Annotated in this window: 25 protein-coding genes and 1 tRNA gene; 13 read left to right on the top strand and 13 right to left on the bottom strand. The window is 57.3% G+C overall.

All coding sequences use genetic code 11. From position 1 onward, the window contains the following. Positions 1 to 29 precede the first annotated feature (29 nt). The 8 genes from GRX64_RS16005 to GRX64_RS15970 form a co-directional block, all read right to left on the bottom strand. Positions 30 to 1,472, bottom strand: coding sequence for an aspartate kinase (locus GRX64_RS16005; RefSeq protein WP_166268740.1), 1,443 nt, complete (start codon positions 1,470 to 1,472; stop codon positions 30 to 32). Between the two features lie 106 nt (positions 1,473 to 1,578). Continuing rightward, complete coding sequence (gene ectB, locus GRX64_RS16000; RefSeq protein WP_166268739.1) at positions 1,579 to 2,850, bottom strand: diaminobutyrate--2-oxoglutarate transaminase; 1,272 nt, start codon at positions 2,848 to 2,850, stop codon at positions 1,579 to 1,581. A gap of 110 nt (positions 2,851 to 2,960) precedes the next feature. Continuing rightward, complete coding sequence (ectA, locus tag GRX64_RS15995; protein WP_166268738.1) at positions 2,961 to 3,482, bottom strand: diaminobutyrate acetyltransferase; 522 nt, start codon at positions 3,480 to 3,482, stop codon at positions 2,961 to 2,963. A gap of 140 nt (positions 3,483 to 3,622) precedes the next feature. Further along, on the bottom strand, positions 3,623 to 4,576 hold the full coding sequence (locus GRX64_RS15990; RefSeq protein WP_166268737.1) for a hypothetical protein: 954 nt from the start codon (positions 4,574 to 4,576) through the stop codon (positions 3,623 to 3,625). Between the two features lie 8 nt (positions 4,577 to 4,584). Next, positions 4,585 to 5,994, bottom strand: a complete 1,410-nt coding sequence (locus GRX64_RS15985) for a sodium:solute symporter family transporter (protein WP_166268736.1) — start codon at positions 5,992 to 5,994, stop codon at positions 4,585 to 4,587. A 27-nt stretch (positions 5,995 to 6,021) separates the two neighbouring features. After that, a complete protein-coding gene (locus GRX64_RS15980; RefSeq protein WP_166268735.1) occupies positions 6,022 to 6,984 on the bottom strand; it encodes a radical SAM protein in 963 nt (320 codons plus the stop codon). 2 nt (positions 6,985 to 6,986) lie between these two features. Next, positions 6,987 to 7,826 carry a DUF547 domain-containing protein gene (locus GRX64_RS15975; protein ID WP_207308821.1) on the bottom strand — a complete coding sequence of 280 codons (840 nt, stop codon included), beginning with the start codon at positions 7,824 to 7,826 and terminating at the stop codon, positions 6,987 to 6,989. Further along, positions 7,823 to 10,015 (bottom strand): FAD-dependent oxidoreductase, encoded by a 2,193-nt coding sequence (locus GRX64_RS15970; RefSeq protein ID WP_166268734.1) that lies wholly within the window; start codon positions 10,013 to 10,015, stop codon positions 7,823 to 7,825. Before GRX64_RS15970 ends, GRX64_RS15975 begins: the two co-directional genes overlap by 4 nt. Positions 10,016 to 10,101: 86 nt before the next feature. On the opposite strand from GRX64_RS15970, the gene GRX64_RS15965 reads away from it, so the two are divergent. The 3 genes from GRX64_RS15965 (at position 10,102) to GRX64_RS15955 (ending at position 11,514) form a co-directional block, all read left to right on the top strand. Then, positions 10,102 to 10,815 carry an RNA polymerase sigma factor gene (locus GRX64_RS15965; protein ID WP_235937714.1) on the top strand — a complete coding sequence of 238 codons (714 nt, stop codon included), beginning with the start codon at positions 10,102 to 10,104 and terminating at the stop codon, positions 10,813 to 10,815. Next, a complete protein-coding gene (locus GRX64_RS15960; protein ID WP_166268733.1) occupies positions 10,809 to 11,069 on the top strand; it encodes a zf-HC2 domain-containing protein in 261 nt (86 codons plus the stop codon). Before GRX64_RS15965 ends, GRX64_RS15960 begins: the two co-directional genes overlap by 7 nt. A 133-nt stretch (positions 11,070 to 11,202) precedes the next feature. Continuing rightward, positions 11,203 to 11,514, top strand: coding sequence for an EthD family reductase (locus GRX64_RS15955; RefSeq protein ID WP_166268732.1), 312 nt, complete (start codon positions 11,203 to 11,205; stop codon positions 11,512 to 11,514). Positions 11,515 to 11,654: 140 nt separating this feature from the next. Here the strand turns inward: GRX64_RS15955 and GRX64_RS15950 are convergent, their stop codons facing one another. Then, a complete protein-coding gene (locus GRX64_RS15950) occupies positions 11,655 to 12,347 on the bottom strand; it encodes a TVP38/TMEM64 family protein (RefSeq protein ID WP_166268731.1) in 693 nt (230 codons plus the stop codon). Positions 12,348 to 12,845: 498 nt separating this feature from the next. Here GRX64_RS15950 and GRX64_RS15945 point away from each other — a divergent pair, with 498 nt between their 5' ends. The 4 genes from GRX64_RS15945 to GRX64_RS15930 all read left to right on the top strand — a co-directional run bounded on the left by GRX64_RS15945 (position 12,846) and on the right by GRX64_RS15930 (position 17,060). Continuing rightward, the gene (locus GRX64_RS15945; RefSeq protein ID WP_166268730.1) at positions 12,846 to 13,868 is read left to right on the top strand and encodes an amino acid ABC transporter substrate-binding protein; all 1,023 of its coding nucleotides are present in this window, start codon (positions 12,846 to 12,848) and stop codon (positions 13,866 to 13,868) included. Between the two features lie 97 nt (positions 13,869 to 13,965). Then, a complete protein-coding gene (locus tag GRX64_RS15940; RefSeq protein WP_166268729.1) occupies positions 13,966 to 15,153 on the top strand; it encodes an amino acid ABC transporter permease in 1,188 nt (395 codons plus the stop codon). Then, positions 15,153 to 16,238, top strand: a complete 1,086-nt coding sequence (locus GRX64_RS15935; RefSeq protein ID WP_166268728.1) for an amino acid ABC transporter permease — start codon at positions 15,153 to 15,155, stop codon at positions 16,236 to 16,238. Before GRX64_RS15940 ends, GRX64_RS15935 begins: the two co-directional genes overlap by 1 nt. 111 nt (positions 16,239 to 16,349) lie before the next feature. Further along, positions 16,350 to 17,060, top strand: coding sequence for an amino acid ABC transporter ATP-binding protein (locus GRX64_RS15930; protein WP_235937728.1), 711 nt, complete (start codon positions 16,350 to 16,352; stop codon positions 17,058 to 17,060). Positions 17,061 to 17,239: 179 nt separating this feature from the next. Here GRX64_RS15930 and GRX64_RS15925 read toward each other — a convergent pair whose 3' ends face one another. Continuing rightward, a complete protein-coding gene (locus GRX64_RS15925; RefSeq protein ID WP_166268726.1) occupies positions 17,240 to 17,863 on the bottom strand; it encodes a YbhB/YbcL family Raf kinase inhibitor-like protein in 624 nt (207 codons plus the stop codon). 303 nt (positions 17,864 to 18,166) lie between these two features. Here GRX64_RS15925 and GRX64_RS15920 point away from each other — a divergent pair, with 303 nt between their 5' ends. Beyond that, the gene (locus GRX64_RS15920; RefSeq protein WP_166268725.1) at positions 18,167 to 19,477 is read left to right on the top strand and encodes an NAD(P)/FAD-dependent oxidoreductase; all 1,311 of its coding nucleotides are present in this window, start codon (positions 18,167 to 18,169) and stop codon (positions 19,475 to 19,477) included. A gap of 144 nt (positions 19,478 to 19,621) precedes the next feature. After that, positions 19,622 to 20,587: a sterol desaturase family protein gene (locus GRX64_RS15915; RefSeq protein WP_166268724.1), complete on the top strand. Its 966-nt coding sequence runs from the start codon at positions 19,622 to 19,624 to the stop codon at positions 20,585 to 20,587. Positions 20,588 to 20,589: 2 nt separating this feature from the next. Here the strand turns inward: GRX64_RS15915 and GRX64_RS15910 are convergent. Next, a tRNA-Gly gene (locus GRX64_RS15910) sits at positions 20,590 to 20,663 on the bottom strand. Positions 20,664 to 20,805: 142 nt separating this feature from the next. Here GRX64_RS15910 and GRX64_RS15905 point away from each other — a divergent pair. The 4 genes from GRX64_RS15905 (at position 20,806) to GRX64_RS15890 (ending at position 24,651) form a co-directional block, all read left to right on the top strand. Continuing rightward, positions 20,806 to 22,533 (top strand): potassium/proton antiporter, encoded by a 1,728-nt coding sequence (locus GRX64_RS15905; protein WP_166268723.1) that lies wholly within the window; start codon positions 20,806 to 20,808, stop codon positions 22,531 to 22,533. Further along, on the top strand, positions 22,530 to 23,534 hold the full coding sequence (locus GRX64_RS15900; protein ID WP_166268722.1) for a CobW family GTP-binding protein: 1,005 nt from the start codon (positions 22,530 to 22,532) through the stop codon (positions 23,532 to 23,534). Before GRX64_RS15905 ends, GRX64_RS15900 begins: the two co-directional genes overlap by 4 nt. A 149-nt stretch (positions 23,535 to 23,683) precedes the next feature. Beyond that, entirely contained in the window at positions 23,684 to 24,157 is a 474-nt protein-coding gene (locus tag GRX64_RS15895; protein WP_235937727.1) for a L,D-transpeptidase family protein, read from the top strand. Between the two features lie 212 nt (positions 24,158 to 24,369). Then, positions 24,370 to 24,651 (top strand): Lpp/OprI family alanine-zipper lipoprotein, encoded by a 282-nt coding sequence (locus GRX64_RS15890; protein WP_166268720.1) that lies wholly within the window; start codon positions 24,370 to 24,372, stop codon positions 24,649 to 24,651. 78 nt (positions 24,652 to 24,729) lie between these two features. Here the strand turns inward: GRX64_RS15890 and GRX64_RS15885 are convergent, their stop codons facing one another. After that, positions 24,730 to 25,485, bottom strand: a complete 756-nt coding sequence (locus GRX64_RS15885; RefSeq protein WP_166268719.1) for a slipin family protein — start codon at positions 25,483 to 25,485, stop codon at positions 24,730 to 24,732. A 79-nt stretch (positions 25,486 to 25,564) separates the two neighbouring features. After that, on the bottom strand, positions 25,565 to 26,980 hold the full coding sequence (locus tag GRX64_RS15880; protein WP_166268848.1) for an NfeD family protein: 1,416 nt from the start codon (positions 26,978 to 26,980) through the stop codon (positions 25,565 to 25,567). Positions 26,981 to 26,988 lie beyond the last annotated feature (8 nt).

Below are 26,988 nucleotides of genomic sequence, written 5' to 3'. Positions count from 1 at the left end.
AGCGTCTGGGCGGCGCTCCAACACGCCCACTAGGCCGCGACGATGGCGTACTCGTGGTTGTGGGTCTCGATCAACGTCTGGTGTAGTTTGATGATGGCCGGCCGGTAGTGGTCTTCCTTCACGACAAACTGCATGTCGACCTGCCTCAGGCACTGGTGTACGGCAAGAATACCAATGCCCTCGTCCGCCAATGACTGAAGGGTACGGGCCAGAATGCCGGGCACCTGCAGGTCACTGCCAATCGCCGATACCAGCGCCACTTTACGGGTGCAGATTTCGCCGTTGGGGAACTCTTCCTTCAATGCCCTCACAACTCGCTTGACGTGCTTCAGCGTGCTGTCCACATAGTGGGTAATGGTATTGGCATTGGAGTCCTTGGTGATGAAACGGACCTTGAAGCGGGTCAGCACGTCCAGGATTCTGCGGTCACAGCCGGGCTCACCCTGCATGTCCTGATCGAATACCTCGATCGCAAACACACCCTTGTGGCCCGCCACAATTTCCACCTGAGGCTTTTCACTCACGTAGTCACGAGTAATCAGCGTGCCGGTGTGTTCCGGCTCAAAGGTGTTCTTGACCCGCAAGGGGATGTCGTTTTGACGCAGGCCTTTCGCGGCGCGCGGGTGAATCGCTTCCATACCCAAGTTGGCCAGCTGGTCCGCCACGTCGTAATTGGTCCGGCCAATCGGCACGACCTTGTCTTCACCGACGATTTTGGGATCGGCCGAGCTCAGGTGGTATTCCTTGTGGATCACCGCTTCTTTCGCTTCGGTGATGACCGCGATCCGACTGAAGGTCATTTCGCTATAGCCCCGATCAAACGTGCGCATCAAGCCTTCCTTGCACTGGGCGTAACCGGTCACAATCGGCAATTCCCGGGTCAGATCGATGCTGGCGAAGGCCTGTTTGAGCTTTTCATCCAGCGGCAACAGTTCATTGTCGCGCCAGCCGGTCAGGTCGACAAAGCGGGCGTTGACGCCCTCATGCTGCAACTTGAGCGAGGTGTTGAAGGCACTATGCGCCTCACCGATGCCCGCCAGCATCTCTCGCACCGTCAGCAGGTGCTCTTCAAGCTGGAACTGGCCGTATGAACACAGACGCTGCAGGTCGATCAGGCACCCACGGACACCTTCGACGCGGTCCATGATGAATTGATCGGCCTGTTGTCTGAGCATCTGGTCTTCAAACAGTTCGGCATTCAGATCGGTCAGGAACTTGACCAGCTTGGTCAGGTCATCGCCCCAGGCCCAGTCCGACTCGGCGTCGGCAAACAGGGCGTAGACGCCCGGTTCGCCGGTTTTTTTGTGCTCCAACAATTCGTCAGTGACGCCGCCATAGGCGGAAACCACAAAAATGCGGTTGTACCAGTCACCATGTTCACGGTTGCCCATCACGATGTTGTCTCGAACGGCTTCGAAATTGCTCATTGAAGTGCCGCCGATTTTTTCTACGGTATGCTGTTGGCTGCTCATAATCTTATCTTCGGTCGCGTTGAATTTAGCGCCGGGAATCAAGTGTTCAGAGAGGCTGCCCCAGTGTTGGCTTCCCGGCCTTAGGCGGCCTCTCTACTGCGTATACTTAAGACGCTGCGCTCATGTCTTCGTTAAGAACTTCATTGACACTGTCGGTCAGCAAGTCAAGGCCCTTATTCAGGTCGGCCGCACTGATCGTCAATGGCATCAGGCACTTGACGACTTCGTCATCAGGCCCGGCTGTTTCAATAATCAGACCTTTCTCGTAGGCCCGCGCGGTAATCCTATCGGCCAGTTCGCCGCTGCTGCACGCAATGCCACGCATCATGCCGCGGCCCTTGAGCTTGAACAGCCCTGAACCATGCTGATCACAGATCGCCTTCAGACGTTTACCGAGCAGATCGCTCTTCTGACGCACATCATTAATGAAGATATCGTCTTGCCAGTAGGTTTCAATGGCGGTTTTGGCCGTAATAAACGCCATGTTATTACCACGGAACGTGCCGTTGTGTTCACCCGGGTTCCAGATGTCCAGTTCCGGTTTCAGCAGCACCAGTGCCATCGGCAAACCGTAGCCACTCAGTGACTTGGACACCGTAACAATGTCCGGCACAATCCCTGCTGCCTCAAAGCTGAAGAAGTCGCCTGAGCGCCCGTTGCCCGCCTGGATGTCATCCAGAATCAGCAAAATATCGTGTTTCTTGCACAGGGTCTCAAGGTCCTTCAGCCACTTCGCACTCGCTGCGTTCAAACCACCCTCGCCCTGTACCGCTTCTACAATCACGGCCGCTGGCAAATCGCTGCCCGATGAATTGTCGGATAACAGCTTGTCCATCATCTGGACGGTGTCCACGGCGTCGCCGTAGTAGCCACAGTAAGGCATAAACTCAACACTGCTCAATGGCACACCGGCACCACCACGGTGGTTTTTATTGCCAGTGGTGGCGACCGCGCCCAGAGAGACGCCGTGAAAGCCATTGGTAAAGGAAATAATGCCATCCCGGCCTTTCACTTTCCGGGCCAGCTTCAGGGCGGCTTCGACACAGTTGGTGCCGGTCGGTCCGGTGAACTGCATTTTATAGTCCAGCCCACGGGGGTCAAGAATGTGCTTCTTGTAGGCTGTCATAAAGTCATGCTTGGCGGTGGTCCACAGATCCAGACCCTGGCTCACGCCATCGTTCTCGATGTATTCCAACAACGCTTTTTTCAGCACATCGTTGTTGTGCCCGTAGTTCAGCGACCCGGCGCCTGCCAGGAAATCGAGATATTCTTTACCATCGTCGGTATACAAGTGGGCGTTCTTGGCCCGGTTAAAGATGGTCGGAAACGCTCGTGAATAGACGCGTACCTGGGATTCGTTTGATCTAAGAAATTCCATTGTCTTGCCTCTTAGCATAATAGGTTCGAGGTGAATACGCGGGGCCAGACCGGTATCGGTCGCAGTCTGGACTCCGCGCGTTTAAAAAAGCCGTCGGTGCGGGCCGCGTCTCAGCGGCTGGCCGGCTTGGTGAAAGGCCCGATTCGGAGCAGGAACTCGGAGTCATGAATGCCCCCAAAATGGGTGCCTTTCTCAAAGTGTTCGTGGTATTTCAACTCGGCGCCCATGTCCCGGGCAAAAGAGCGAAACAGGGCCCAGGACGCTTCGTTGTCTTCCGTGATCGTGGTTTCCATGTGCGTGACATCCTGGCACGCCTGGCGACCCACAATTTCTTTCAGCATCCGTTTGGCCAGACCCTGGCCACGACCTTTCTCGTGCACAGCAACCTGCCAGACAAAAACGGTGTCGGATTGTTGGGGAGGGATATATCCGGAAATGAAGCCGACCATGTCGCCTTCTTTTTCCGCGGCCACGCCGGTGTCGGCGAAATGACTGCACTGCAGAAGGTTGCAGTAAATCGAGTTAGGGTCCAGCGGGGGGCATTCAGCCACTAGCTGGTGAAGTCTGAAGCCATCATCCTTATTCGGTACGCGGAGGGTGATGGCGGTGGTATTCGAGCCTTCATTTGTCATGTTGTGATCATTGCGCCTTAAAAAGTTAGGGCCAAATTATATAGACCTCAAAATAAAAATCAAATGGCAAGGTCTGAACAGGACGCCCAACCGAGCCAAGCCGCCCCTTAATCATAGCCGCTGTCCAAAAAAGGTCCAAATCAAAAACAGAGCCCGGACGGGCTCAGGTCAGCACCCGCAAGAATGCGCTCCCGGTAGGATATCGCCGCGTCGGAGTGTGCTGGCCACAGCTGGTCAAAACGCTCCAGCCAGGCCGACTGGTCGTACGCCACTGGCACCAGCGCCAGCGACATCGCACCGCCCGAAAGGCTCGCGACGCAGTCTTCGGGAGGACCGGACCAGGCCAGCCGGGTTATTAAACCTCGGTAATCTCCGGCCAGGTTGGCCATGCCAGCGGCACCATTGTTCAGCACCCAACGGGGGCGGCCCGCCACATTACCGGACCAGATCAGCGGCAGGCAGGTATGACTGCAAACCATCACATCGGCGTCGGTTTGACGGAACCATTCCGCCACTTGCGCCTGATTGCCCGCGCGGAAGGACTCCTGGGACAGCCCCCAACCGGCCAGCGACTCCGGATCGCCATGCAACGCCAAAACCTTTAGGCCACCAAACATCAGGCAACGCCAGCGGGCCAGGCTTGCCAGCCGCCTCTGAATTTCAGGGTGGCCAGCGGCCACCGCTTGTAACCGCAGCATGATTCGGTTCGATCGCTCGACCACAGCGTTGTCGACCGATTCGGGATAAGCACAGCCGCAACCGGCACCGTCACTGGGGTGGGCCAGCTCGTACTCAACATTGCCCAGCATGGCGTCATGGTCAAGAACCCGCCGGTTGATAACCTGAAACAGTTCGTCGTCGGCGTTGAACCAGTTAAAATCACCATTAAACAACAGCTTCACCCGACGCCCGATGGCCTGCTCTGCGGCGGCCATCCGTTCAACCTCATCAAGCGCGAAAGGGTTGCCATACAAACCTCCGATGACATACAGCACATCGTGGTCGCATGTCTCCGGCTGGCTACAGAGCTGGCCAGGCCGGTAACGGTAATGAAGCGGACAGGTGCGCCCCTCAGTCGTTGCAGTGTCGGTCATCGCCGGCCTCAGTGGGTGGACTCCGACGGCTGCGGCACCTGGCCGACCAACCGGCGAACAATCAGGGGGAGGAAGAACCCGGCCGTACACAGCAGGAAACCGTAGGCATTAACGCCCAGCAGTGTGCCGTATTTACCTTCCCCGACGGCCCAACTCGCGGGAATCAGCCCGGTTGCGAGCAACAGGCCCAACGCAATGCCGGTCCAGAAGCTCAAATGAAAACTCCAGGGCGACCATCGGGTAAACCCGTAGAACAGGAACACCGGCGCCAGGCCCATCACCATGGTGCCGGAGATAGTGGTGGCTTTCAGGATGTCGGTACCGGCAAACATCGGCACATTGCCCAGGATCGAAAACAACACCATCACCACCGCACCGACACGCATACTGGGCAACCGGTCCGCCGTCCCCCGAACCAGTTTGGGCAGGTCCACCGCCAGCGATTTGGCCAGCGAGGTAAAGGTGGAGTCCAGTGTTGAGCCCGCCGAAGTCATCATCACCACACTCATGAAAAACAGCGCCGTCAGCCCCATCGCCTGACCGACCGCCGCCGGGGCATTGCCGGCCGACTCAATGCCGTTGAGCTGGGCGTGCACGCCCACCAGGCTGAATACAAACACCGCCACAAAGCCTAATAGTCCGGCCACGACAAAGCTTTTCAGCATGGTTTTTTCGTTGTTCACAAACCCCCGGTCGGTCATTACAGGGTCGTGAAACGGGTAGCTGAAGATTTGCAGCCCGGCCACCAACAGCAAGTCCATGCCGGCATTGAGCTTGAACTCACCGGTGGTCAATAAGGTACTGGTGTCGTTAGCGGGAATGATGAGGAACAACACCGCACCGACAAAAAATACGAACACCACAGCCTGAATGACGTCGGTGAAAATCGAGCTGCGCAATCCGCCTTTCAAGCTGTAAGCAAGGGTGAATAACGTGAACACCATGGCGGCGGTGTAATATTCCCAATCACCGGGCAGACCAAAGTAGCCGCCGACAACCGCGGTGTTGCTCCAGACTTCGTTGTAGAGGCGAATCAGAATCGCAACAGCAAAACTAAGGGAAGCCAAGCGACCGAAGCGGGACGTCAGGAAGTCCTGCAAGCTGGTGGCCCCGGTCTGGGTCCGGATCAGGTAGATAACGTAGCCGGCGACTGGAATCGAGAGCCAGTAAGTGGCATAGGCGAGCCCCCCTACCACGCCATAGGCGGCGCCCAGATTGGCCGCATTGGTGACCGATTTGGCGAAGATCCAACTGATAAAAATACTGGCCGTCAGTGACCACTGACCGACCGGGTTGCCATGGTCGTCGGCGCCTTTGTAAAAAGACGCCGCGTTTTTACTGCGTGGTGACAGCCAGTACATGATGATGCCGTAGACCAGCAGGAACCCCCAAAACAGGCTGGCTTCTGAAAATGACATTGTCTTTATTCTCCTCGGTATAAAAATCTAGACGGGTGCAGAGCAACTCGCGCCAAATCGATAGCAGGAAAAGCAGCGGTGATGCCGCAGCATAATGCGTTCGTCCATACTTTCCCTCAAGGTGCCCCCGAGATCGTATTCCGGGTCGTCATCCACCAGCGTGCAGGCGTAAACCCGGACCTTATTGCCTTTTTTCACCAGCATGCGCGTGTAGGTACACATGAAGTGCGCGCGACTTTCCCTGGTCGGGTACTTGTCCATGCAGCTTTCGGTGATTTCGGGGCTGCCATCTTCCGAGCCGGGCGTGCCCAGGTCGGGAAACGCGGTAAACGCCAGATTTTCAGGAATACCCCAGGCCCGGAATATCGTCCGGAAGGCCGCTTCGACATCCGCCACGACTTCGTTGTCGTCCGTCTGGCGAGCGATCGATACCTTAAAGCCTTGCTCATGCAGCCAACGGATGCCCTCCAATGCTTTATCGAAACTGCCCTCGCCCCGATCAATGTCGTGACGGACAGCGTCGGGGTAGTCCAGACTGACCCGGAAATGAATAGGAAATGGGTTAGCCAGCAACGGCAACACTTGATGAGTGCGTTTCAGCAGCGGGTCGGTGGCGTTGGTCAGCACGAAACAGGGCCGGTGCTGGCTGGCGTAATCCAGGATGTTGACGAAGTCCTTGATCACGAAGGGCTCGCCACCGGTAAATGAAAACTGCTCCACGCCCATTTCCAGCGCTTCGTGAACAAACGGCTTCACATCGTCCAGCTTCATCCCGGGTATGCGGCCATCACCGGGGTGGGAGCCCTCCAGACAAAACGGGCAAGCCAGATTGCAGGCGGTTCCGGTGTGGATCCACAGCTCTTTGAGCCTGTCCGCATCAATATAGCCCCGTGAGTCGCCGTTTTTTGTGTGCGTCCAACTATCCACGGCGCGAGGCGCGACCACCTCAGCCGCTGGAATCCGACGCGCGGTACTGTCATTAAAAGCCATACTTACTCCGTCGCTTGAGATACATCGTTTAACGCCCAGTCATAATCCAGGTACTCGATATCCGCGCCCTTGACCACCAGTGCCGGCGGTGTCGCGCCGGCGCTCAGGCGCTCCAGGTGGGCCATCAGAAACTCTCGTACGCCGCCGGGGTAGCCACTGCGCGCATTCCAGTCATCGCCGTACCACTTGAAAATGGACGATACTTCAAAGGTTTTTGCCGCACCGACATACCGGTTTCGGCTTTGATCCGCCATAAACCGGTTGACCGCCCGGGTCAGCTGGGCGTCCAGTTGGTCTGCCACATAGGCGCTATCCGCCAATGCCGGGCAACCTATGGATGCGCAGTTAACGGCCATGTGGATGCGCGGTTCCACGAACTCCACGCGGATCATGTCATGTTCCACCTCATCGAGTGACCGCTGCTGGCCACGCAACGAAAAGAACGTATTACGCCACGGTGAGCTGAACAGCCCCCCCAGGTCCTTGATGGACTCAAGGTCCGGGTAGGCGTCAAGAATCAAGTCAACGGTGAAGGCATTGTAAGCGTTGATCAGAAACGCAAGTCGCTGACTGGCACTCCATGCCTGGTACTCGGCCTCGGTGACTCCGGATAGTGTGTCGAGATAAGCCGCCAACTTGCTTCGATCGGCGACGAAGTCGGCGTAATTCACCTCTGACGCCACACCGCCACGGACCCACACGACGTGGGCCTGCAACAGCGCATTCCAGGCCGCATGCTGATGATCAAAGTCCTCGGCGCGGACCAGGCTGGCGAGCAGGGCCAGGCTCAGGCCCATCACCCACCGCCTGACGGTTACCGCCCTGATGTTGATGAGACTCACAGTTCACCTCGTACCGCCTGAGCGGTGTCTGATGAGTCCTTACCACGCCGCCAGCCATGCAATTTTTCCAGCAGCCGCAGAATACCCTGCGGGGCGTTGGCTTGTTTCCACTGACCCGCAGTTGCCTTGGCCGCTTCGTTCCAGGTCGGGTAGGGGTGGATGGTGCCGAGAATCTTGTTCAGGCCCAGGCCATGCTTCATGGCCAGGGTGAATTCGCACAGAATTTCGCCAGCCTGGGGGCCGACCACAACGGCACCCAAAATTTTGTCTTTCCCCTTCGCCGTCAGCACCTTGATAAAGCCCCCGGTCCGACTTTCGGCGATGGCACGATCCAGTTCGCCCAGATCATAGCGGGTGACGTCCACCGCAACGCCCTGGGTTTTTGCTTCGGCCTCGCTCAAGCCAACACGGGCCACTTCAGGCGCCGTAAATGTCACCCAGGGCATCACCCGGTAATCCACCCGGAAGCGTTTAAACTGACCGAACAGGCCATTCACCGCGGCGTACCACGCCTGGTGAGCGGCAGCGTGGGTAAACTGGTACGGTCCCGCAACATCACCACAGGCAAACACGTTGGGGTAAACCACACTGAGGTCCTCTCCCACCGGTACGGTGCCATTGGGCTCCGGCTCAATGCCCAGTGCCTGCAGGTTGAGCCCTGCAGTGTTACCGGCCCGGCCCACCGCCACAATGACCTCATCGAACGGGATACGTACCCGGTTACCGTTGTGCTCACAGTAGGCAACCTTTTCGCCGTCCTCGATGGCGAATTCAGCGGCCTTATGAGACAGCAGTACCTCAACGCCATCCGCTTTGAACGCCTGTAACACAAACTCCGACACATCGGTGTCTTCCTTGGCCAGCAGACGATCAAACATCTCGACCTGGACAACGTGGCTGCCGAGCCGGGCAAAGGCCTGACTCAGCTCACTGCCAATGGGACCGCCACCCAACACCAGCAAGCGCTCGGGCTGGGTCTCCAGCTCCCACAGCGAGTCCGACGTCAACGGGCTCATGTCCGCCAGGCCTGGAATCGGTGGCACCGCTGGCTGGCCACCGGTCGCAATGATAATACTGCGGGAGGTCAGTCGCAGTGTATTGCCGTCCGAGGTCGTGACCTCCACTTCCCAGGGGGATACGAACCGCGCTTCACCGGAGATGCACTCGACCCCCAGTTTGCGATAACGCTCGGGCGAATCGTGCGGCTCCACTTCCGCAATCACCCGCTTGACCCTGCTCATGATCTTGGCAAAGGAGCCCTTCACCGGCACCGCCTCCAGGCCATAACGCTCGGCATGACGCAGGGTATCCGCGGTTTTGGCGCTCTGGATCAGAGCCTTGGAGGGAACGCAACCGGTATTGAGGCAGTCGCCGCCCATTTTGTGTTTTTCAATCAACACCACTTTCGCTTTCACGGCCGCGGCGATGTAAGCCGACACCAAGCCCGCTGAGCCACCACCAATGACCAACAGGTTGTAATCAAACGACGTCGGCCGGTCGAAGTTGCGATACACGCGGCGCCGACGAATCAGCCCGATAACCACTTTCGCAATCAACGGGAACAGCCCCAACAGTGCAAACGAAATCAAGACACTGGGGGAGGCCACGTCACCGACTGATTTGATTTGCGCGAGTTGGGTGCCGGCATTCACATAGACAAAGGTGCCCGGCATCATCGCGACCCAGCTCACCAGCGCGTAGGTACGCAGCTTCATGCCGGTGAGGCCCATGGCCAGATTGATCAGGAAAAACGGAAACACCGGCACCAGACGCAAGGTTGCCAGATAGAAAGGGCCGTCCTTTTCGATGCCTTTATCCATGCGGTCGATGGTGTCCGCGTAGCGACGCTTGAGGGTATCCCTGAACAGGAACCTTGCCGCCAGAAACGCCAGCGAAGCGCCGATGGTGGAGGCCACCGATGCCGCACCCAGGCCGTAAAGGTTGCCGAAAAAGGCGCCCGCCGCCAGTGTAAGGATGGTCGCGCCCGGCAGCGACAACGCGGTCACTGCGATGTAGACAACGATGAATCCGAGCAGCGCCCCCAGCGTGTGACTGGCGATCCATTGATTGATCTCGGCCTGGTGGCGCTGGAGATTCTCAAGGGTCAACAGATTGTGGCCATCAAACGCTATAAACACGGCAATCAACGCTACAATGACCGTAAGGATCGTTATTTTCTTCTGATTCATGGGCTCACCTGGACGAATAAATAGGTCTACGGTTGCCATCATAGACACTTGCGCTACCCGAGCGTTACAGCTACGGGTCAAACTTTATGAAATCGTTACAACTGAGTGACGGAACTTTTACCAACAAATACGGACAAAATCCCGAATCGAATCAATCGCCTCCAAAAAAGGTTCGGCGCATGGAGCAGGCCGCGGATATCACAGAAGAGTCTCAACTGATTGAGCGTCTGCAGCGCGGTGATCCCGCCGCGTACCGAGCCGCTGTGCGGGCCTACACCCCAGCCATGCTGGCCGTGGCGCGGTTTTATCTCGACCGTGACAGCGCGGAAGATGTGGTGCAGGACAGCTGGGTCGCCGTGGTCGGTGCCATCAAGAAGTTTGAACGCCGCTCCGGTTTGAAAACCTGGCTCCATCGCATTGTGGCCAATCGCGCTAAAAACCAGTTACGGCACTCGCAGCGGGAAATCAGCACCGACTTCGGTGACGCGCTGGAGCCCGCACTCGCGGCCCGATTCGCCCGCAATGGGCGCTGGGCCACGCCACCACCCCTGACCACCATTGCATCGGCCGAGGCACTGATGGAAAACGGCGCACTCAGTGACTGCCTGGACAAACACCTGGCCGACCTGCCCGAAAAGCAACGCTCCGCCTTGATGCTGTATGAAGCCCACCGGCACAAATCCGACGATGTCTGTAACATTCTGGATGTCAGTGCCTCTAATCTCCGAGTCCTGTTACACCGAGCCCGACAACGGATATTTCTTATGATTGAGACCTTTCAGGAGACCGGCGAATGTTGATGTGTCGCGATCTGGCGATCGTTGCCAGCGATTACATCGATGGCAACCTGGGCGCCGTCGACAACCTGTCCGTTCGTATGCACTTATTGATGTGCCGGCATTGTCGCTCGTTTATTGGCAATTTACGCAGCAGTATCCAGTTGATGCGGGGTCACTCTGACAACGTTCTGGATGACCGCCTGGCCCGCCGCCTTGACCGGGAAATCGACAAGGCTCTGCAAAGTAAGAGCAAGGGGGGGCCGGACAAGGACTGAGGCAGGCAATCGACAGGGGCGTTGATCAACCAAAGTTGAAAGCACCCAAGCCCAATAAGCACCAAAGTCGCATGTTTATTTTGGGCGCACCCGTGCCTCATGAACATCATCTCAAGCCAACAGGATTGTCGTCATGATCAAAGTCAGTGTTCTCTATCCCAAAACCGATTTCTGCTCGTTCAACATGGATTATTATCGCGACACCCACATGCCGCTGGTGGAGCAGAAACTGGGCGCGGCCTGCACCCGTGTCGCCATCGAACAGGGCCTGACCGGCGCGGCACCGGACCAAAGCCCGGCCTACGCGGCCATGGGGCATCTGTACTTCGACACTGTGACCGCGTTTCAGCAAGCCTTCGCACCCCATGCCGATGCGATCATGGCGGACCTGCCCAACTTCACGAATATTGAACCGGTGATCCAGATCAGTGAGGTTATTCGCTAACGCGAACACCCGATAGTGGAGACTTCGACGCGTCGTCTTAGGGTCACATCTACCCACCGACGCTAACGGTGCCTTTCGATGGCCTCCCCATTGCCTGGGAAGCCACAGGAACCTAGCACATCAGGTGGTGATCCCGCGGATCATGGTTCGGACTTACCCAGCCAACGCGCGAGCAACGCGCTGTGCCGCTTTTGCAGGTAATAGGGCGCAAGCGACATGGTGAGCAACAATACGCCAGCGGCCAGCGCGGTGATCAGGGGGTGGAACTCGAAGGTCTGACCCAGTCCTGCAAAAACGAAGGTCATGGGCAGCATGCCAATCAGCGACGCCAGCAAAAATCGTGTCAGGGTAATGGCCGTCAGACCCGCCGCGTAACTGATCAACGCAAAGGAAAACAACGGAATCAGGCGGGTCACCAGTACGGCCCAGAACAGCATCGGTTGAGAGACCCCGGGTGAGAACACTGGGTTGTGGCGCAAGCGGTCGCTGCAATAGTCCCGGCCCAATAAGCGACTGGCACCAAACGCCAGGGCCGCTCCGATCAGCGCCCCGACAACCGCGATCGCGGTGCCTTCCAGTGCACCAAACGCCAGACCCGATGCCGCACTGATCGGCAGCGTTGGAATCGGCCCGACAATCACCGCGATCACCATCATGGTCACCAGCAGCGCCGGACCCCATGGCCCCTGGCCTGACAACCAGCTGGCAATTTTGCCGGGGGACAGCGTCTCCGGCATACCCAACCGGGCAAGGATCAGCCACAGGACCGCGACAGCGGCCGCGAGCCCGGCCACAAACACAAGATTAAGGCGCCAGTTAGTAGGAGATTTCATCGCCAGAACATAACACGCAGACCCGCCAGTCCCCAGTCCAAAATAACAAACTATCGGCTGGACACGGTTGAGCGGCCAGTGTCAGACCAAGAGTATTGAGTCCCTCTGTTTTGCCTGCAACGGTGGCCGGGCTGTCACGTCCCATCGTGCTTAAAAAACCCGGCTAAGCCTTTGAATTTGGAACCGCACCGCAAGACTCTGAGACTTAAGTATTAATTTTCCTGCAATTATTTAAACCTCGACTAATATATTCCAGAGGTCCTTAGAAAAGGCATGTTTTGCTTCTGTTGTTGCTCAAGTATCGAACCGAGGCGTCAGTAAGCCTGAATTAGCGCACCATCAAGGGTCGGTTTCTCAGGTACGATGCAGCGGATTCATGCTCAGGTAGCAAAACAGAATTTTTCTTCCTATAATAATCAAGGGCTTACTAGGCTTGGCTTGAGCCTTGCTACGACGCATGTGTTTTTGCACACAATCGAATCTCGGAGACTTACTATAATGAAGAAAAGAACATCACTCGCTGCAATTACCGCATTGACCGGCGCCATGCTGGCAAGCAACGCCATGGCCGCAACGACGCTGGAAAGCGTCAAAGAGAAAGGCCATGTGCAATGTGGTGTTACCTCCGGCCTGCCGGGCTTCTCACAGCCTGACGAAAAAGGCAGCTGGACCGGTATCGACGTTGACACCTGTCGTGCCGTAGCCGCCGCCGTGTTTGGCAGTGGCCAAAGCGCTGAATTCACTCCGCTGACCGCCAAAGAGCGCTTTACCGCGCTGCAGTCCGGTGAAATCGACGTGTTGACTCGGAACACGACCTGGACGCTGACTCGCGATACCTCTCTGGGTTTGAACTTTACCGGCGTTAACTACTACGACGGTCAGGGTTTCCTGGTTAACAAGAAGCTTGGAGTCGATATGGCCTCTCAGCTTGATGGAGCTACCGTATGTATCCAGGCAGGTACAACCACGGAGCTGAACCTGGCGGATTACTTCCGCACCAAGGGCATGAAGTTCAACCCAATCGTATTCGATACGTCTGAGCAGACGGTGCAAGGCTTTGCCGCGGGTCGCTGTGACATGCTGACCTCGGATCGCTCACAGCTGGCCGCCTTGCGAAGCAAGCTGAACGATCCTTCAAGCGCCAAGATTCTGCCTGAAACCATTTCCAAGGAGCCGTTGGGTCCTGTGGTACGTCAGGGTGACGACCAGTGGTTCAACGTCGTCAAGTGGGCACTGTTTGTTCAGATCAACGCCGAAGAGCTGGGTATTACCCAGGCCAACGTTGACGATATGAAGAAATCAGACAACCCATCAATCCAGCGCCTGTTGGGCACCACCGGTGACATGGGCGAAAAATTGGGTCTGTCGGCAGACTTCGGTTACAACATCATCAAGCAGGTAGGCAACTACGGCGAGATGTACAACCGCAATGTTGGCCCAGGTACGCCGTTGGATCTGGAGCGTGGCATCAACGCACTCTGGACTGAAGGCGGCATCATGTATGCGCCACCAGTACGTTAAGACCCGAGAGTAAAAACTGAGCTCCAATCCTCTCAGCGGGGGTTGGAGCTTTTGATCTCAAGAATCTCCCAAAAGAGATGCATTTCGGGTTTATTGTATGACGAACTCTAAAATGAACGTTGAACACCCCCGAAGTCGGCCCTGGAATGACCCAAAGGTTCGGACGCTGGCGTTCCAGACGATCGCCATCGCCGCCGTTTTTTGGTTCGGCTGGGCACTGTTTCAGAATACCCTGAACAATATGGAAAGCCGGGGCATTAGCACCGGCTTTGGCTTCCTTGATCAATCCGCGGGCTTTGGCATCATCATGAGCCTGATCCCTTACGATGCCACCATGTCCTATGGCCGCACGTTCTGGGTTGGCCTGCTCAATACCTTGCTGGTGTCTGCCATGGGCGTGGTTACCGCCACCGTGCTGGGCTTCATCATCGGGGTTGCCCGGCTGTCCAGTAACTGGGTTGTTTCCAAACTGGCGCTGGTTTATGTCGAAACCATTCGCAACATCCCGCTGCTGCTGCAGATATTCTTCTGGTACTTCGCTGTATTGCGGAGTTTGCCGTCGCCCCGCATGAGTGTGGACATGGGCGGCCTGGTGTTCCTGAACAACCGCGGTCTGTACTTGCCCGACCCCATTGCGGAACCGGGCTTTGGCTGGGTGACCGCCGCCGCCGTTATCGCAATTACCGCAACGGTGGTGATGCAACGCTGGGCCAAGAAGCGACAACTCAAAACCGGCCAGTTATTTCCAAGCTTCCGGGTTGGGCTGGCCGTGGTGGTTGGCTTGCCGTTATTGGCCTACCTGGCCACAGGCGGACCGGTATCCTGGGAAATTCCGGCCCTGCAAGGCTTCAACTTTGGCGGTGGTATTACCATCATTCCAGAGCTGGCAGCGCTGTGGGTAGCCCTCTCCCTCTACACGGCCAGCTTCATCGCCGAGATTGTCCGCTCCGGTATCCTGTCGGTCAGTCATGGCCAGACGGAAGCGGCCGGCGCCCTGGGCCTTCGGTCTGGGTTGACCCTTCGTTTGGTGGTTATCCCCCAGGCGATGCGAGTCATCATTCCGCCGCTCACCAGTCAGTACCTCAATCTGGTCAAGAACTCGTCATTGGCCACGGCCATCGGCTACCCGGACCTGGTCGCGGTCTTCATGGGTACAACCCTGAACCAGACGGGACAAGCGGTTGAAGTAGTGGCCATTACCATGGCGGTCTACCTGACCATCAGTCTGGTGATTTCGTTCTTTATGAACATCTACAACCGCGCAGTAGCGCTGCAGGAGCGATAATGCCCCGTCCATCGGAATTACCGCCCATCAAGGAAATCGGCGCCATCGGCTGGATGCGAAAACACCTGTTTTCGAGCTGGTACAACACCGTCCTGACCCTCGTGTCCGTGTATCTGATTGTCACGCTGATCGGTCCATTACTGAACTGGGTCGTCTTTGAGGCGACCTTTGCCGGGTCGTCGTCATCGGACTGCAAAGGCGAGGGCGCTTGCTGGCTGTTCATTGGCCAGCGCCTGAACTTCTTCATTTACGGCTTCTACCCCGACGCACTGCAATGGCGCGTGGACGTCATGTTCGGTTTGCTGGCCGTGGCATTCGCACCGCAATTCATGGAGCGTTTCCCTGCCCGCAAATACTTTGGCCTGTTCGGTATGACCGGCCTGCCCCTCATTGGCTATTTTCTGATTCCTGGCGGCTGGTTTGGCCTGGAAGAAGTGCAAAGCAGCAAATGGGGTGGCTTGATGCTCACGCTGATCCTGGCCTATGTCGGTATTTTGGCGGCATTGCCACTGGGCACCGTGCTGGCGCTGGGCCGACGCTCCGACATGCCGGTGATACGCGGCATCTGTGTCGTGTTCATTGAAGTCTGGCGCGCCGTGCCCCTGATCACCGTGCTGTTCATGGCCTCGGTCATGCTGCCGCTGTTCCTGCCTGAGGGCATGAACTTCGAAAAGTTGATGCGGGCTCTGATCGGCATCATTCTCTGGCAATCAGCGTATATGGCCGAGGTGGTGCGTGGCGGCTTGCAAGCGATTCCCAAGGGCCAGTACGAAGCCGCCAGTGCGCTGGGGTTGGGCTACTGGAAGAAGATGGGGCTGATCGTGCTGCCACAAGCGCTGACGCTGGTCATTCCCGGCATCGTGAACACCTTTATTGCCCTGTTCAAGGACACCACCCTGGTTCTCATTATTGGCCTGTTCGATATTTTGGGTGCCGTGCAGTCCACCATCACCGACCCGGCCTGGCAAAACGTTGCCATTGAGGGGTATGTGTTCGTGGCATTCTGCTTCTGGGTCTTCTGCTTCGGCATGTCCCGATACAGTCAAAATCTTGAACGTAAACTCGACACCGGTCACAAAACCTGACGGAAGATCACCATGATCGAATCTACTCTTAACACTGACGACAAGGCGCCGAAGAGCCAGTCTCTTGACTCAACCAAGCGCCCCGAATCGACCGTCATCAAGGTCGAGGACATGCACAAGTGGTACGGCAAGTTTCACGTACTGAAAGGCCTAAACCTGGACGTTGCCCAAGGCGAACGGATCGTCATTTGCGGTCCCTCCGGCTCAGGTAAATCCACCTTCATCCGGTGCATTAACCGGCTCGAAGAGCATCAGAGGGGCAAGATAATCGTTGACGGCGTCGAGCTTACTGATGACCTGAAGCAGATCGATAGCGTGCGACGGGAAGTGGGCATGGTGTTCCAACACTTTAACCTGTTCCCTCACCTGACGGTGCTCGAGAATTGCTGCCTGGCGCCGCTGTGGGTTCGCAAGATTCCACGTCGCGAGGCCGAGGCGATTGCGATGGAATATCTGGAACGGGTCAAGATCCCGGAACAGGCGCATAAATTCCCGGGCCAATTATCGGGTGGTCAGCAACAGCGCGTCGCCATTGCACGATCGCTGTGCATGAAGCCCAAAATCATGCTGTTCGACGAACCCACCTCCGCGCTGGACCCGGAGATGATCAAGGAAGTGCTCGACGTCATGGTTGAACTGGCGGGCAGTGGCATGACCATGATCTGCGTAACCCACGAAATGGGCTTCGCCAAGACCGTGGCCGATCGGGTAATTTTCATGGATCAGGGTGAGATCGTCGAAGTGGCGCCACCCCATGAGTTCTTCGAAAACCCGCAGGAAGCCCGGACACAACAGTTCCTCAAGCAGATCCTGCACCACTGAGGATGGCGGCCGCGCGATCCGCTTGCCTAGCCGCCGATGTTGGGGCGCGGTTAACGGGCGCAGAGGGCCATGCGCCGATACCCCGGCTGGGACTCAAACCCGAGCGCCTTGCCCCTGACCTGAGTGAGGGGCAAGGCGCTCGAATCAGGTAATGCAGCGCCTGACACCCCAGGGCCGTATTATCGCAACGCCGGGTTGAGGGTATAGGTGCCGGTTGTTCGGGCACTGGCTAATACATGACCGGACATGGCCTGCCGCACGGCTTGGCCATCAAACTCATCCCCCAGCCCAAGTGTGGGCACATCCAGGGCATACACTTCAAAATGGTAATGATGGATCAGCTCATCGTTCCAGGGCGGACAGGGGCCGTCATAGCCGCTGTAGGTACCGGCCATATCGGGGTTGCCCGCCAGAAACTGCGTAAAATTATTGATCCCCCGGCGCCCCAGTGGAGCACTTTGGGCGTGCTTCCCTTTTGGAATCACGCCGTCGCTGTCCTCGCCTTCGGGAATACGGGTGATATTGGCGGGTATGTCCACCAGCAGCCAGTGGAAGAAATCGACACGCGGAATCTCTTTCGAGACCACTTCCCCTTCCTGATTTACAGTGTCGGCGATACTGGGTACATCGGGGTCAAACATTAATACGACAAAACTTTGGGTGCCCTCGGGGGCGTCGGTCCATTCAACTTCCGGGTTCCGGTTGGGCCCGAAATGCATGTGACTGTCCGGGTTGAAGACCCCGAAGGCAAACCGTTCCGGAATGGGCTGGCTTTCTGAGATACCCTTTACGTTGATGTTCACTTCAGACTCCTTTTCAAATGTTGGCAGCGGGCGGTTGCTACTGGCTGTTTTTTTTTAACAAGCCCGTGACGACGATGTCCAGTACCGTGACCGGATTGTTCGAACCCTCCCATCACGATACGATAGCCCGGCCCTTTGTGGATGAGGCCCCGTTGTCCGCCGGCATGTGCCCACCGGTCACGGGAGCCACGTCTGGCATCGCCGATGGCTGCAATACAAGCATTCACAGCGTCTCAAGTCGAGAGAGCCAAAAACTTTGCACAACCAGAGCTTTTGCCTGTCTTTACTTACAGGATAGCTGTTATGGAAACGTTGCATCACATTGTGGTGGTCGGCGGTGGCGCTGGCGGCCTGGAACTTGCGACCCGTCTTGGCAACAAACTCGGGAAAAAACAAAAGGCCCGAATCACGCTGGTTGACGCTGTGTTGACCCATGTGTGGAAACCCTTGCTGCACGAGGTTGCGGCCGGGTCCCTGGATGCCAACGCCAACGAAATCAATTTTCGCGCCCACGCCCGCCAGCACCACTACGAATTTCAACTGGGCCGTATGTCGGGGCTGGATCGAGACGCCCGTGAGCTCACCCTGGAGCCCTTTTACGATGAAGACGGTACTGAGGTAGTACCTGAGCGTTGCCTGCCCTATGACACCCTGGTGATCGCCGTAGGCAGCACAGCGAACGACTTTGGCACACCTGGCGCTCAGGATCACTGCCTGTTTATCGATAGCCTCGCCCAGGCCCGGCGTTTTCACAACCTGATGCTGAACGCCTTTCTGCGTAAAAATTACGACGCCCGAAACGGCGACAACCATGAGCTGCCGATCACCATCATCGGCGCCGGGGCCACTGGAGTGGAACTGGCCGCCGAGCTCCGGCTGGCATCACGGGAACTACCGGTTTACGGTATGAGCAAACTGCAGCCTTCGGATGTGACCATTACGGTGATCGAGGCGGCCGACCGTATTTTGCCAGCGCTACCACCCCGACTGTCCAAGGCCGCTTCACGGGAATTAGAGCACCAGAATGTGCGGGTGCTGACGGGTCAGCCGGTCAGCGAAGTGAAGCCCCAGACCGTGGTGTTGCGGGACGGCACTGAACTCGACTCCACCATGACGATCTGGGCAGCGGGCATCAAGGCACCGGCATTTCTGGCCAACCTGACGGGCCTGGAAACCAATCGCAGCAACCAGTTGCAGGTGGAGCAAACCCTGCAGACCACGGTCGATTCAAACGTCTTTGCCTTTGGCGACTGTGCCGCGTGCCCACAGCCAGATTCGGACCGGCCGGTGCCACCCCGAGCGCAAGCCGCCCACCAGCAAGCCGATACCCTCTTCAAGACACTGGTCAATCGACTCGACAATAAAGCTGCGGTGCCTTTTGTCTACAGCGATTACGGCTCACTGATCAACTTCAGCCGTTACACCACGGTCGGAAACCTGATGGGCAACCTGTCCGGCCGCAGCATGTACATTGAGGGCCGCGTGGCGCGGTTGTTCTACCTCTCGCTGTACCGCATGCACCAGGTCGCCCTGCACGGGTTGCTCCGTACCGGCGTCATCTGGCTGATGGACCGAATCAGCCGCGCCATGCACCCGCGCCTCAAACTGCACTAATGCCACGCGGTGAATCGTGCCGTTAACCCGACGAGACACTGGCTCCGTGGCGGGATTGGTCAGGCAATTGGTCGGAATCGGTCAACGCAAAAACGCGAATTGAGTGCGATACTGGGTGTCATGAGTCGTTTCCGAGTCTGATCTATGACACCCACACCGCTGACCGACATACTCGGTTTTGACCCTCACCTGGTCACACTGGCGCTGGCGCCGGCCTTTCTATTGGCCATGGCTGCCGAGTTCTGGCACTTGCGTAATCACCGCCGCAAGTCGCCCGCCAATCCGACATCCGTCCACCATTCATCCGCTGACTATTCGTCCGCTCACTACACCTGGGCCGACACCCTCAGCAACATCACCCTGGCGGGGCTTTATCAAGCCAGCGACGTGCTGGCCGCCTTGCTGACCGTTGTGGTCTACAATGCTTTTTTCGATATCCGCCTGTTTGATATTCCGTTCAATGCCTGGACCGTTGCCCTGTTGTTCGTGGTGCAGGATTTCTTCTACTACTGGTTCCATCGCGCGCACCACCGCGTTCGGCTGTTCTGGTGCTCGCACGTAGTGCACCATTCCTCGGAAAAACTCAACCTCTCTACCGCGTTTCGACAGAGCATCACCTACCCAATTACCGGCATGTGGCTGTTCTGGCTACCCATTGTGCTGATCGGATTCCCCCCGGAAACCGTTATCTTCACGGTCGCCATCAGTCTGGCTTACCAGTTCTTCATCCACACCCAAACCGTCGGAAAACTGGGGCCACTGGAATGGCTGCTGAACACGCCTTCCCATCACCGGGCCCACCACGGCCGCAACGGCGAGTACATTGATCGTAACTACGGCGGCATCCTGATCCTCTGGGATCGACTGTTCGGCACCTTCGTCGAGGAGGAGGCACGCCCGGACTATGGCATTCCACGACCCATCCGCACCCATAACCCATTGGTGCTGAATTTCCATGAATGGAAGGCTATGTTTGCGGACCTGAGCCGGCCAGGCCTGAGTTTGAAACAGCGCGTGTTGATGGTCTGCGGGCCACCGGAATTGAGCCACAGCCACCAGGATCTGGACAGTACGGAGGTGGAATCGAAGGGGCAGCAGGCACAAGCCTGATTTGGAGCGGGTGAAGGGAATCGAACCCTCGTCTTAAGCTTGGGAAGCTTCTGCTCTACCATTGAGCTACACCCGCCGCTCACTGCCACCACACTATAGGCCTGCCCGGATTATCCAACAAGCGCAGACCAAGATCTTTTTTATGGGGCCACAACGAAGACACCATGACCCGGCGAATCAAGCTGTTATGATGAGGTGACGACGCAACCGGAGCCCCCATGCCTACCACCGTGATTCTTCTCGGCGCCCTCATGTTGGTGATGAGTATTTTGCTCAGCCCGCTCTCCAGTCGGCTGGGATTGCCGGTGCTGCTGATTTTCCTGGTTGTCGGCATGCTGATGGGGGAGGACGGCGCCGGTGGCATTCGTTTTGATGATTTCAATCTCGCCTTTCTGATCGCCAATCTGGCGCTGGCGGTGATCCTGCTTGATGGCGGCATGCGCACCCGGGCGGAAACCTTCCGCGTTGGCCTCAAGCCAGCCCTGGTGCTGGCCACCATTGGGGTACTCATTACCGCCTTGCTGGCCGGACTGACGGCCTACTGGTTGTTTGATCTGCACTGGCTGACGGCGCTGCTGATCGGGGCCATTGTGTCGTCCACCGATGCGGCGGCAGTGTTCTCGCTGTTGCAAGGCCATGGCCTGCACCTGAACGAGCGGGTCAGTGCCACCCTGGAAATTGAGTCCGGTAGCAACGACCCGATGGCCATTTTCCTAACCCTGATGCTGTTAATGATCATCGAGAGCCAGGGCGTCGGATCGTTGTGGAACAGCTTGCTGTTACTGGTGCTGCAGTTTGGTATTGGCAGTGCCGTCGGGGTGCTTGGGGGCTTGGTGATTGTCGCAATGGCCAACCGGATGCGCCTGACCCCCTCACTGTACCCATTGCTGGTGGTCGCCGCCGGCATGTGCGTGTTTGCCGGCGCCAACGAAATGGGCGGCAGTGGCTTTCTTGCCATCTATCTGGCCGGGGTCGTGATCGGTAACCGCTCGGTGCGCATGATGCCGATGATTTTACAGGTGCACGATGGCCTGGCCTGGCTGGCCCAGCTGTGCCTGTTCCTGATGTTGGGACTGCTGGTGAGCCCCAGCGAGCTCTTGCCACTGATCGGCGGCGGGCTGGTGCTGGCCCTGGTACTGATTTTTGTCGCCCGACCGCTGGCGGTGCTGATGACGCTCTGGCCCTTTGGATTCAACCGGCGCGAGCTGGCCTTTATCAGCTGGGTTGGCCTACGCGGGGCGGTGCCGATCGTGCTGGCACTGTTTCCGGTGATTGCGGAATTACCCGAAGCCCGCCATATTTTCCACATTGCCTTCTTCGTGGTGCTGGTGTCGCTGGTGGTGCAGGGCATGTCCCTGGCGCCGCTGGCCCGCATGCTGAAGCTGGAGGTCCCCGCCGGCAACGAGCCCTTCCGCCGTCTGCCGCTGGATGTGGCGGCCGCGGGCGATCATGAATTAATGCTGTTTCCGCTGCGCGGAGAGCCATGGCAGAGGGCGCGGCCACTGAGCCAGCTGAATTTGCCGGACAACACAGCCATTGCCGGGGTCTTCCGAGACCGTACCTGTCACCAGCCGGAGCCAGACATGACGGTGTCCAGCGGTGATGTGGTCGCAGTCTTCGCGACACCTTCTGTTCTCGGTGAGTTGGGCAAATCCCTGTCTGGCCGCCACGTGCCCAAGCACCTCGCGGAACGGGCGTTCTTTGGCGACTTTGTACTCAATGGCGACGCGTTGCTGGGGGATGTCGAGCAAGTGTACGGTATTGAATTCGATGAACTGCCACCGGAACTCTCACTGGCCGCCTGCTTTGCCCGCCGGACCAAGGGCCACCCGGTGGTGGGCGACAAGGTGGTCGTTGGTCCGGTCACTCTGGTGGCAAGAGCCACCGAGGCCGACCAGGTGACCAAGGTTGGGCTTAAAATGATAGAAGAGAAACGTACCCCATGATTCGATCCGCCATCCCCACTCACCTGGTACTTGGCTTTCTCGGCGCCGGCAAAACCACCAGCATTCTGCATTTGCTGAGCCAAAAGCCCGAGCATGAGACCTGGGCCGTGCTGGTCAACGAATTTGGCGAGGTCGGCATCGACGGTGCGTTACTGGCAGGCCAGGGCGCGGTAATCAGCGAAATCCCCGGCGGTTGCATGTGTTGTGTCGCAGGAGTGCCCATGCAAGTGGGCCTCAACCGCCTGATCGCCGAGGCGAAACCCGATCGTCTGTTCATAGAACCCACGGGGCTCGGTCATCCGGCCCAAGTCATTAACACCCTGACCGGAGAGTTTTACGCTGGCGTACTGGCGTTAAAAACGGCCGTGTGCCTAGTGGATCCGAGGCGTCTGGACGACCCCAGGGTGCGGGAAAACCGCCAGTTCCAGGATCAGGTAGCGGTCGCGGACCTGTTGATTGCGAATAAGACAGACGTAGCCAGCCCCGTGCAACTGCGCGCATTTGATGATTGGGCCGCAACCTGGCAGCCAGCGAAGCGCTTGGTCGCTCATACCCACCATGGGCAAGTGGATTTGGCTTGGCTGCTGGATGATTTTGGCAAGCGTGCCAGCCGTTTTCCTCTCAGCCACCAGCACCCGGCCGCCGCCTCTGCCATGACCAAAGAAGCTCTATCCGTGGAATTGAAACCCTGGCAGTGCATCGCCAGTCAAGGGGAAGGCTATACCAGTGTGGGCTGGCGCATTCACCCGGCTCGGGTCTTCGATGCTGAGCGGCTGTTTAACCTGGCCCACGATGCTCGCCTGGAACGAGTGAAAGGTGTCGTTCGCACCACGGTAGGCTGGCTCTCAGTGAACGCCGTTGATGGCGCCGTGACACTACTTGATGCGCCTGCGGGCAGCGAATCCCGACTGGAGATCATCAGTCCGGCGCTGGACGTCTCGGTGCTGGATAAACATCTTTACGCCAGTCTTGTCAGCACAACAAACGGACAACATCCGTAACAAAGACCCAGTTCGCGAAACTCGGCGACTGTGCTATAAACTGTCGTAATCTTTAAATTAACTATTGGTAAGTTATGCTTTCAATTCCCCACCTCCCAAGGTTCTCTGGTGCGTGCCTGGCCGCGCTGCTGATTGGCTTGATGCTGTCAATGCCGGCTGCCGCCTCGGAACTCAATGTCAGTGCCATGCAAGACGGCACATCGGTGAACCAGGTACTGATTCGCAAGCAAGAAAGGCGTCTGTACCTGATGTCCGGGGAAGACGTAGTACGCAGCTATCGAATTGGTCTCGGGGACAATCCGACCGGACACAAGTTGTTCGAGGGTGATGAGCGCACACCAGAGGGCCAGTACACGCTGGACTGGCGCAATTCCAACAGTGATTACTACAAATCCATTCACGTGTCCTACCCCAATCAACAGGACCGGGCACTGGCCGAGGCCTGGGGCCTGGACCCCGGTGGATCCATCATGATTCACGGCCTGCCGAACGATGCCGGCGACCTGGCTTTTGCGTTTGTCGGCCTGGACTGGACGGATGGTTGTATTGCAGTCAGCAACGAAGAAATGGATGAGATCTGGCAACTTGTCGCCGATGGCACTCCCATCAAAATTTTGCCGTAATTTTAATCTGTTAATGAATCCGCTTTAAGTTTCCTTACGTTTATGTAATTGGATACGAACTTTTACGTATCCGCGGTTAACATTTCATTGCAGAGTGCTCTACACTGTTGTTCGATTCCGGTAACGTTTGTTGGCCGGACCGTCGACAGGACGTTGGCACACAAAGACTTCTGCGTCACAGGAAGTAAAACGACTAACTAGGGGATTTGAACATGCGTAAATTGACGATCGCTGGAATTGCACTGGCTACAGCACTGACTGCTGGCTGTGCCACCACAGACCAAGGCGCGCTGGACGAAGCAACCGCTTCTGCCAACTCTGCTGAGCAAACTGCGGACAACGCACTGAACACCGCGAACAGCGCCCAAAGCCGCGCCAATGCAGCAATGCAGAAAGCTGAACAGGCTCTGGCCGCTGCGATGGCAGCTCAGAAAGCTGCTGACGAAGCAAATGAGCGCGCCAAGCGCATGCTCGAGCGTTCAAGCCAGAAGTAATCTGGTGGGTAATGCAAAAAGGCCGGTTATCACCGGCCTTTTTTTATGCCTGCGCCCCCACATGATCAGAGCTTGCCGCTAGGATTTTTGGTCTTTCACCAGACTGCCGATCATATCGATGGGCAGCGGGAATACGACCGTCGATGTATTACCGGTACTCATATCGGCCAGTGTCTGAAGATAACGCAGCTTCATCGCTCCTGAATTCTCGGACATGACCTTTGCCGCCTCCAGCAGTTTATGAGAGGCCTGCAACTCGCCTTCGGCGTGAATCACCTTTGCCCGGCGCTCACGTTCGGCTTCAGCCTGACGGGCAATAGCCCGAATCATCGACTCGTTCAGGTCCACGTGTTTAATTTCCACATTGGAAACCTTGATACCCCACTCTTCCGTTTGAGTGTCAATGATCTCCTGGATATCCTCATTCAGCTTGTCGCGTTCCGATAGCATTTCATCCAGGTCGTGTTTACCCAACACCGACCGCAAGGTTGTTTGCGACAGCTGACTGGTTGCAGAACCAAAGTCTTCGACCCGAATGATGGCACGCTCCGGATCCACAACACGGAAATACAAAACCGCGTTTACCCGCACTGTGACATTGTCCTTTGAAATTAAGTCCTGACTGGGTACATCCAGGGTAATCACCCGTAAATCCACCCGCGTCATTTGCTGGATACCTGGAATCACGATAATGAGCCCCGGTCCTTTGACACCCTGAAAGCGTCCGAGAAAAAACACCACGCCGCGTTGATACTCCGGCAGGATTCGAATCGCCGATCCAAGAATCAGCAGCACAATCATGATTGGTGCGAGATACGGAAACAGACTGCCCATAGCGAGACCTCCTTTGTTGAGACATCATCGGCCTCGTTCCGATCAGGGGGGGGGGTTGCGGGCTTGCCCGTTGGCGCCCTTACCGTGATCGAGCCGTTGTGTCAGGTACAACCCGAGCTGTCAGCCCGTCGATGGAATCCACCTTTAATCGCTGGCCATTCGAGACGGGCCCGGGACTGACCGCTTTCCAGCGCTCGCCGGACAAAAGCACATGGCCAACGTAATACTCATCCTTTGGCGTAAACGACTCCAGGGCCGTGGCGGACTGGTGCAACGTATGCTCCACACCACTGACCGGATGGTGCCTTCGAAGGCCCACAAAACGGGTGATCGTCCATAACATAAAACCACCGGCAACGGCGGCTGTGCCACCTATCACGGGCAATGAAATCTGCTGATTGGTGCCGTCCATGAGAATAATGGACCCGACAATGAACGCAACGATGCCGCCCACACCCAAGATGCCAAAACTGGGCATGAACGCTTCCCCCACGATAAAGGCCAGGCCCAGAATGATCAGCGCGAGCCCGGCATAGTTGACCGACAGGACCTGGAAGGCAAAGAGCGCCAGCAGTAGGCAGATGGCACCAATAACACCAGGAAACAGATTACCCGGGCTTGAGAGTTCGAACAGGATGCCATAGAAGCCGATGATCATCAGAAAGTAGGCAACATTGGGATCGGTGATTACAGACAGCAGGCGAGTCCGCCAGTCCGCTTCGACACGCGTCAGCACCAGATTCTGGGTTGAGAGCGTTCGACGACCCTGCGCCATCACCACGCGACGCCCATCAAGCTGGCGCAACAAATCGTTTATGTCGGTCGCCACCACATCGATAACGTTTTGCTCCAAAGCTTCACGCGCTCCCAGATTAACGGCCTCGCGCACAGCTTGCTCTGCCCAGTCGGCGTTGCGGCCATGATGGTTCGCCAGTTCGCGGATATAGCTGACAGCGTCCTCAAGCACCTTGCGCTCCATAGGAGAGCCGCCCCGGCGTTTGTCGGGCTTTGAGTCAGTTGATTTGGACGGGTCGGATTGGTCGGTTTGTTGATCTGGCGGTGGTTCGGACTCTTCCTTCGGCGCGCCGGGGAAGCCCCCCATTTGCACCGGTGTTGCCGACCCGAGGTGAGTTGCCGGAGCCATCGCCGCCACGTGGCTGCCATAAAGGATATAGGTCCCGGCACTGGCGGCACGGGCGCCCTGAGGAGAAACATAGGTAACCACGGGGACAGGAGAGGCCAGCATGGCTTTGATGATGGCCCGCATCGACTCCATCAGACCCCCCGGAGTATCAATGCGCAGAATAACCAACTCGGCGTCTTCCTGTTTGGCTCGCTGAATACCGCGAACCACATAATCCATTGTGGCTGGTCCAATGGCCCCGTCAACGGTCAGCACCAAAGCCGTGTGACGAGAACGTTCCTGAGCCAGCAAGGAATACGACAGCAACAGCGCACCCGATAACAAGCATAGGAAAACGGCGGCCAGCCACATCGGGGGTC

It is taken from the genome of Marinobacter caseinilyticus, assembly GCF_011074955.1.
Lineage (GTDB): Bacteria > Pseudomonadota > Gammaproteobacteria > Pseudomonadales > Oleiphilaceae > Marinobacter > Marinobacter caseinilyticus.
This window is presented reverse-complemented; position numbering and strand designations above follow the sequence as displayed.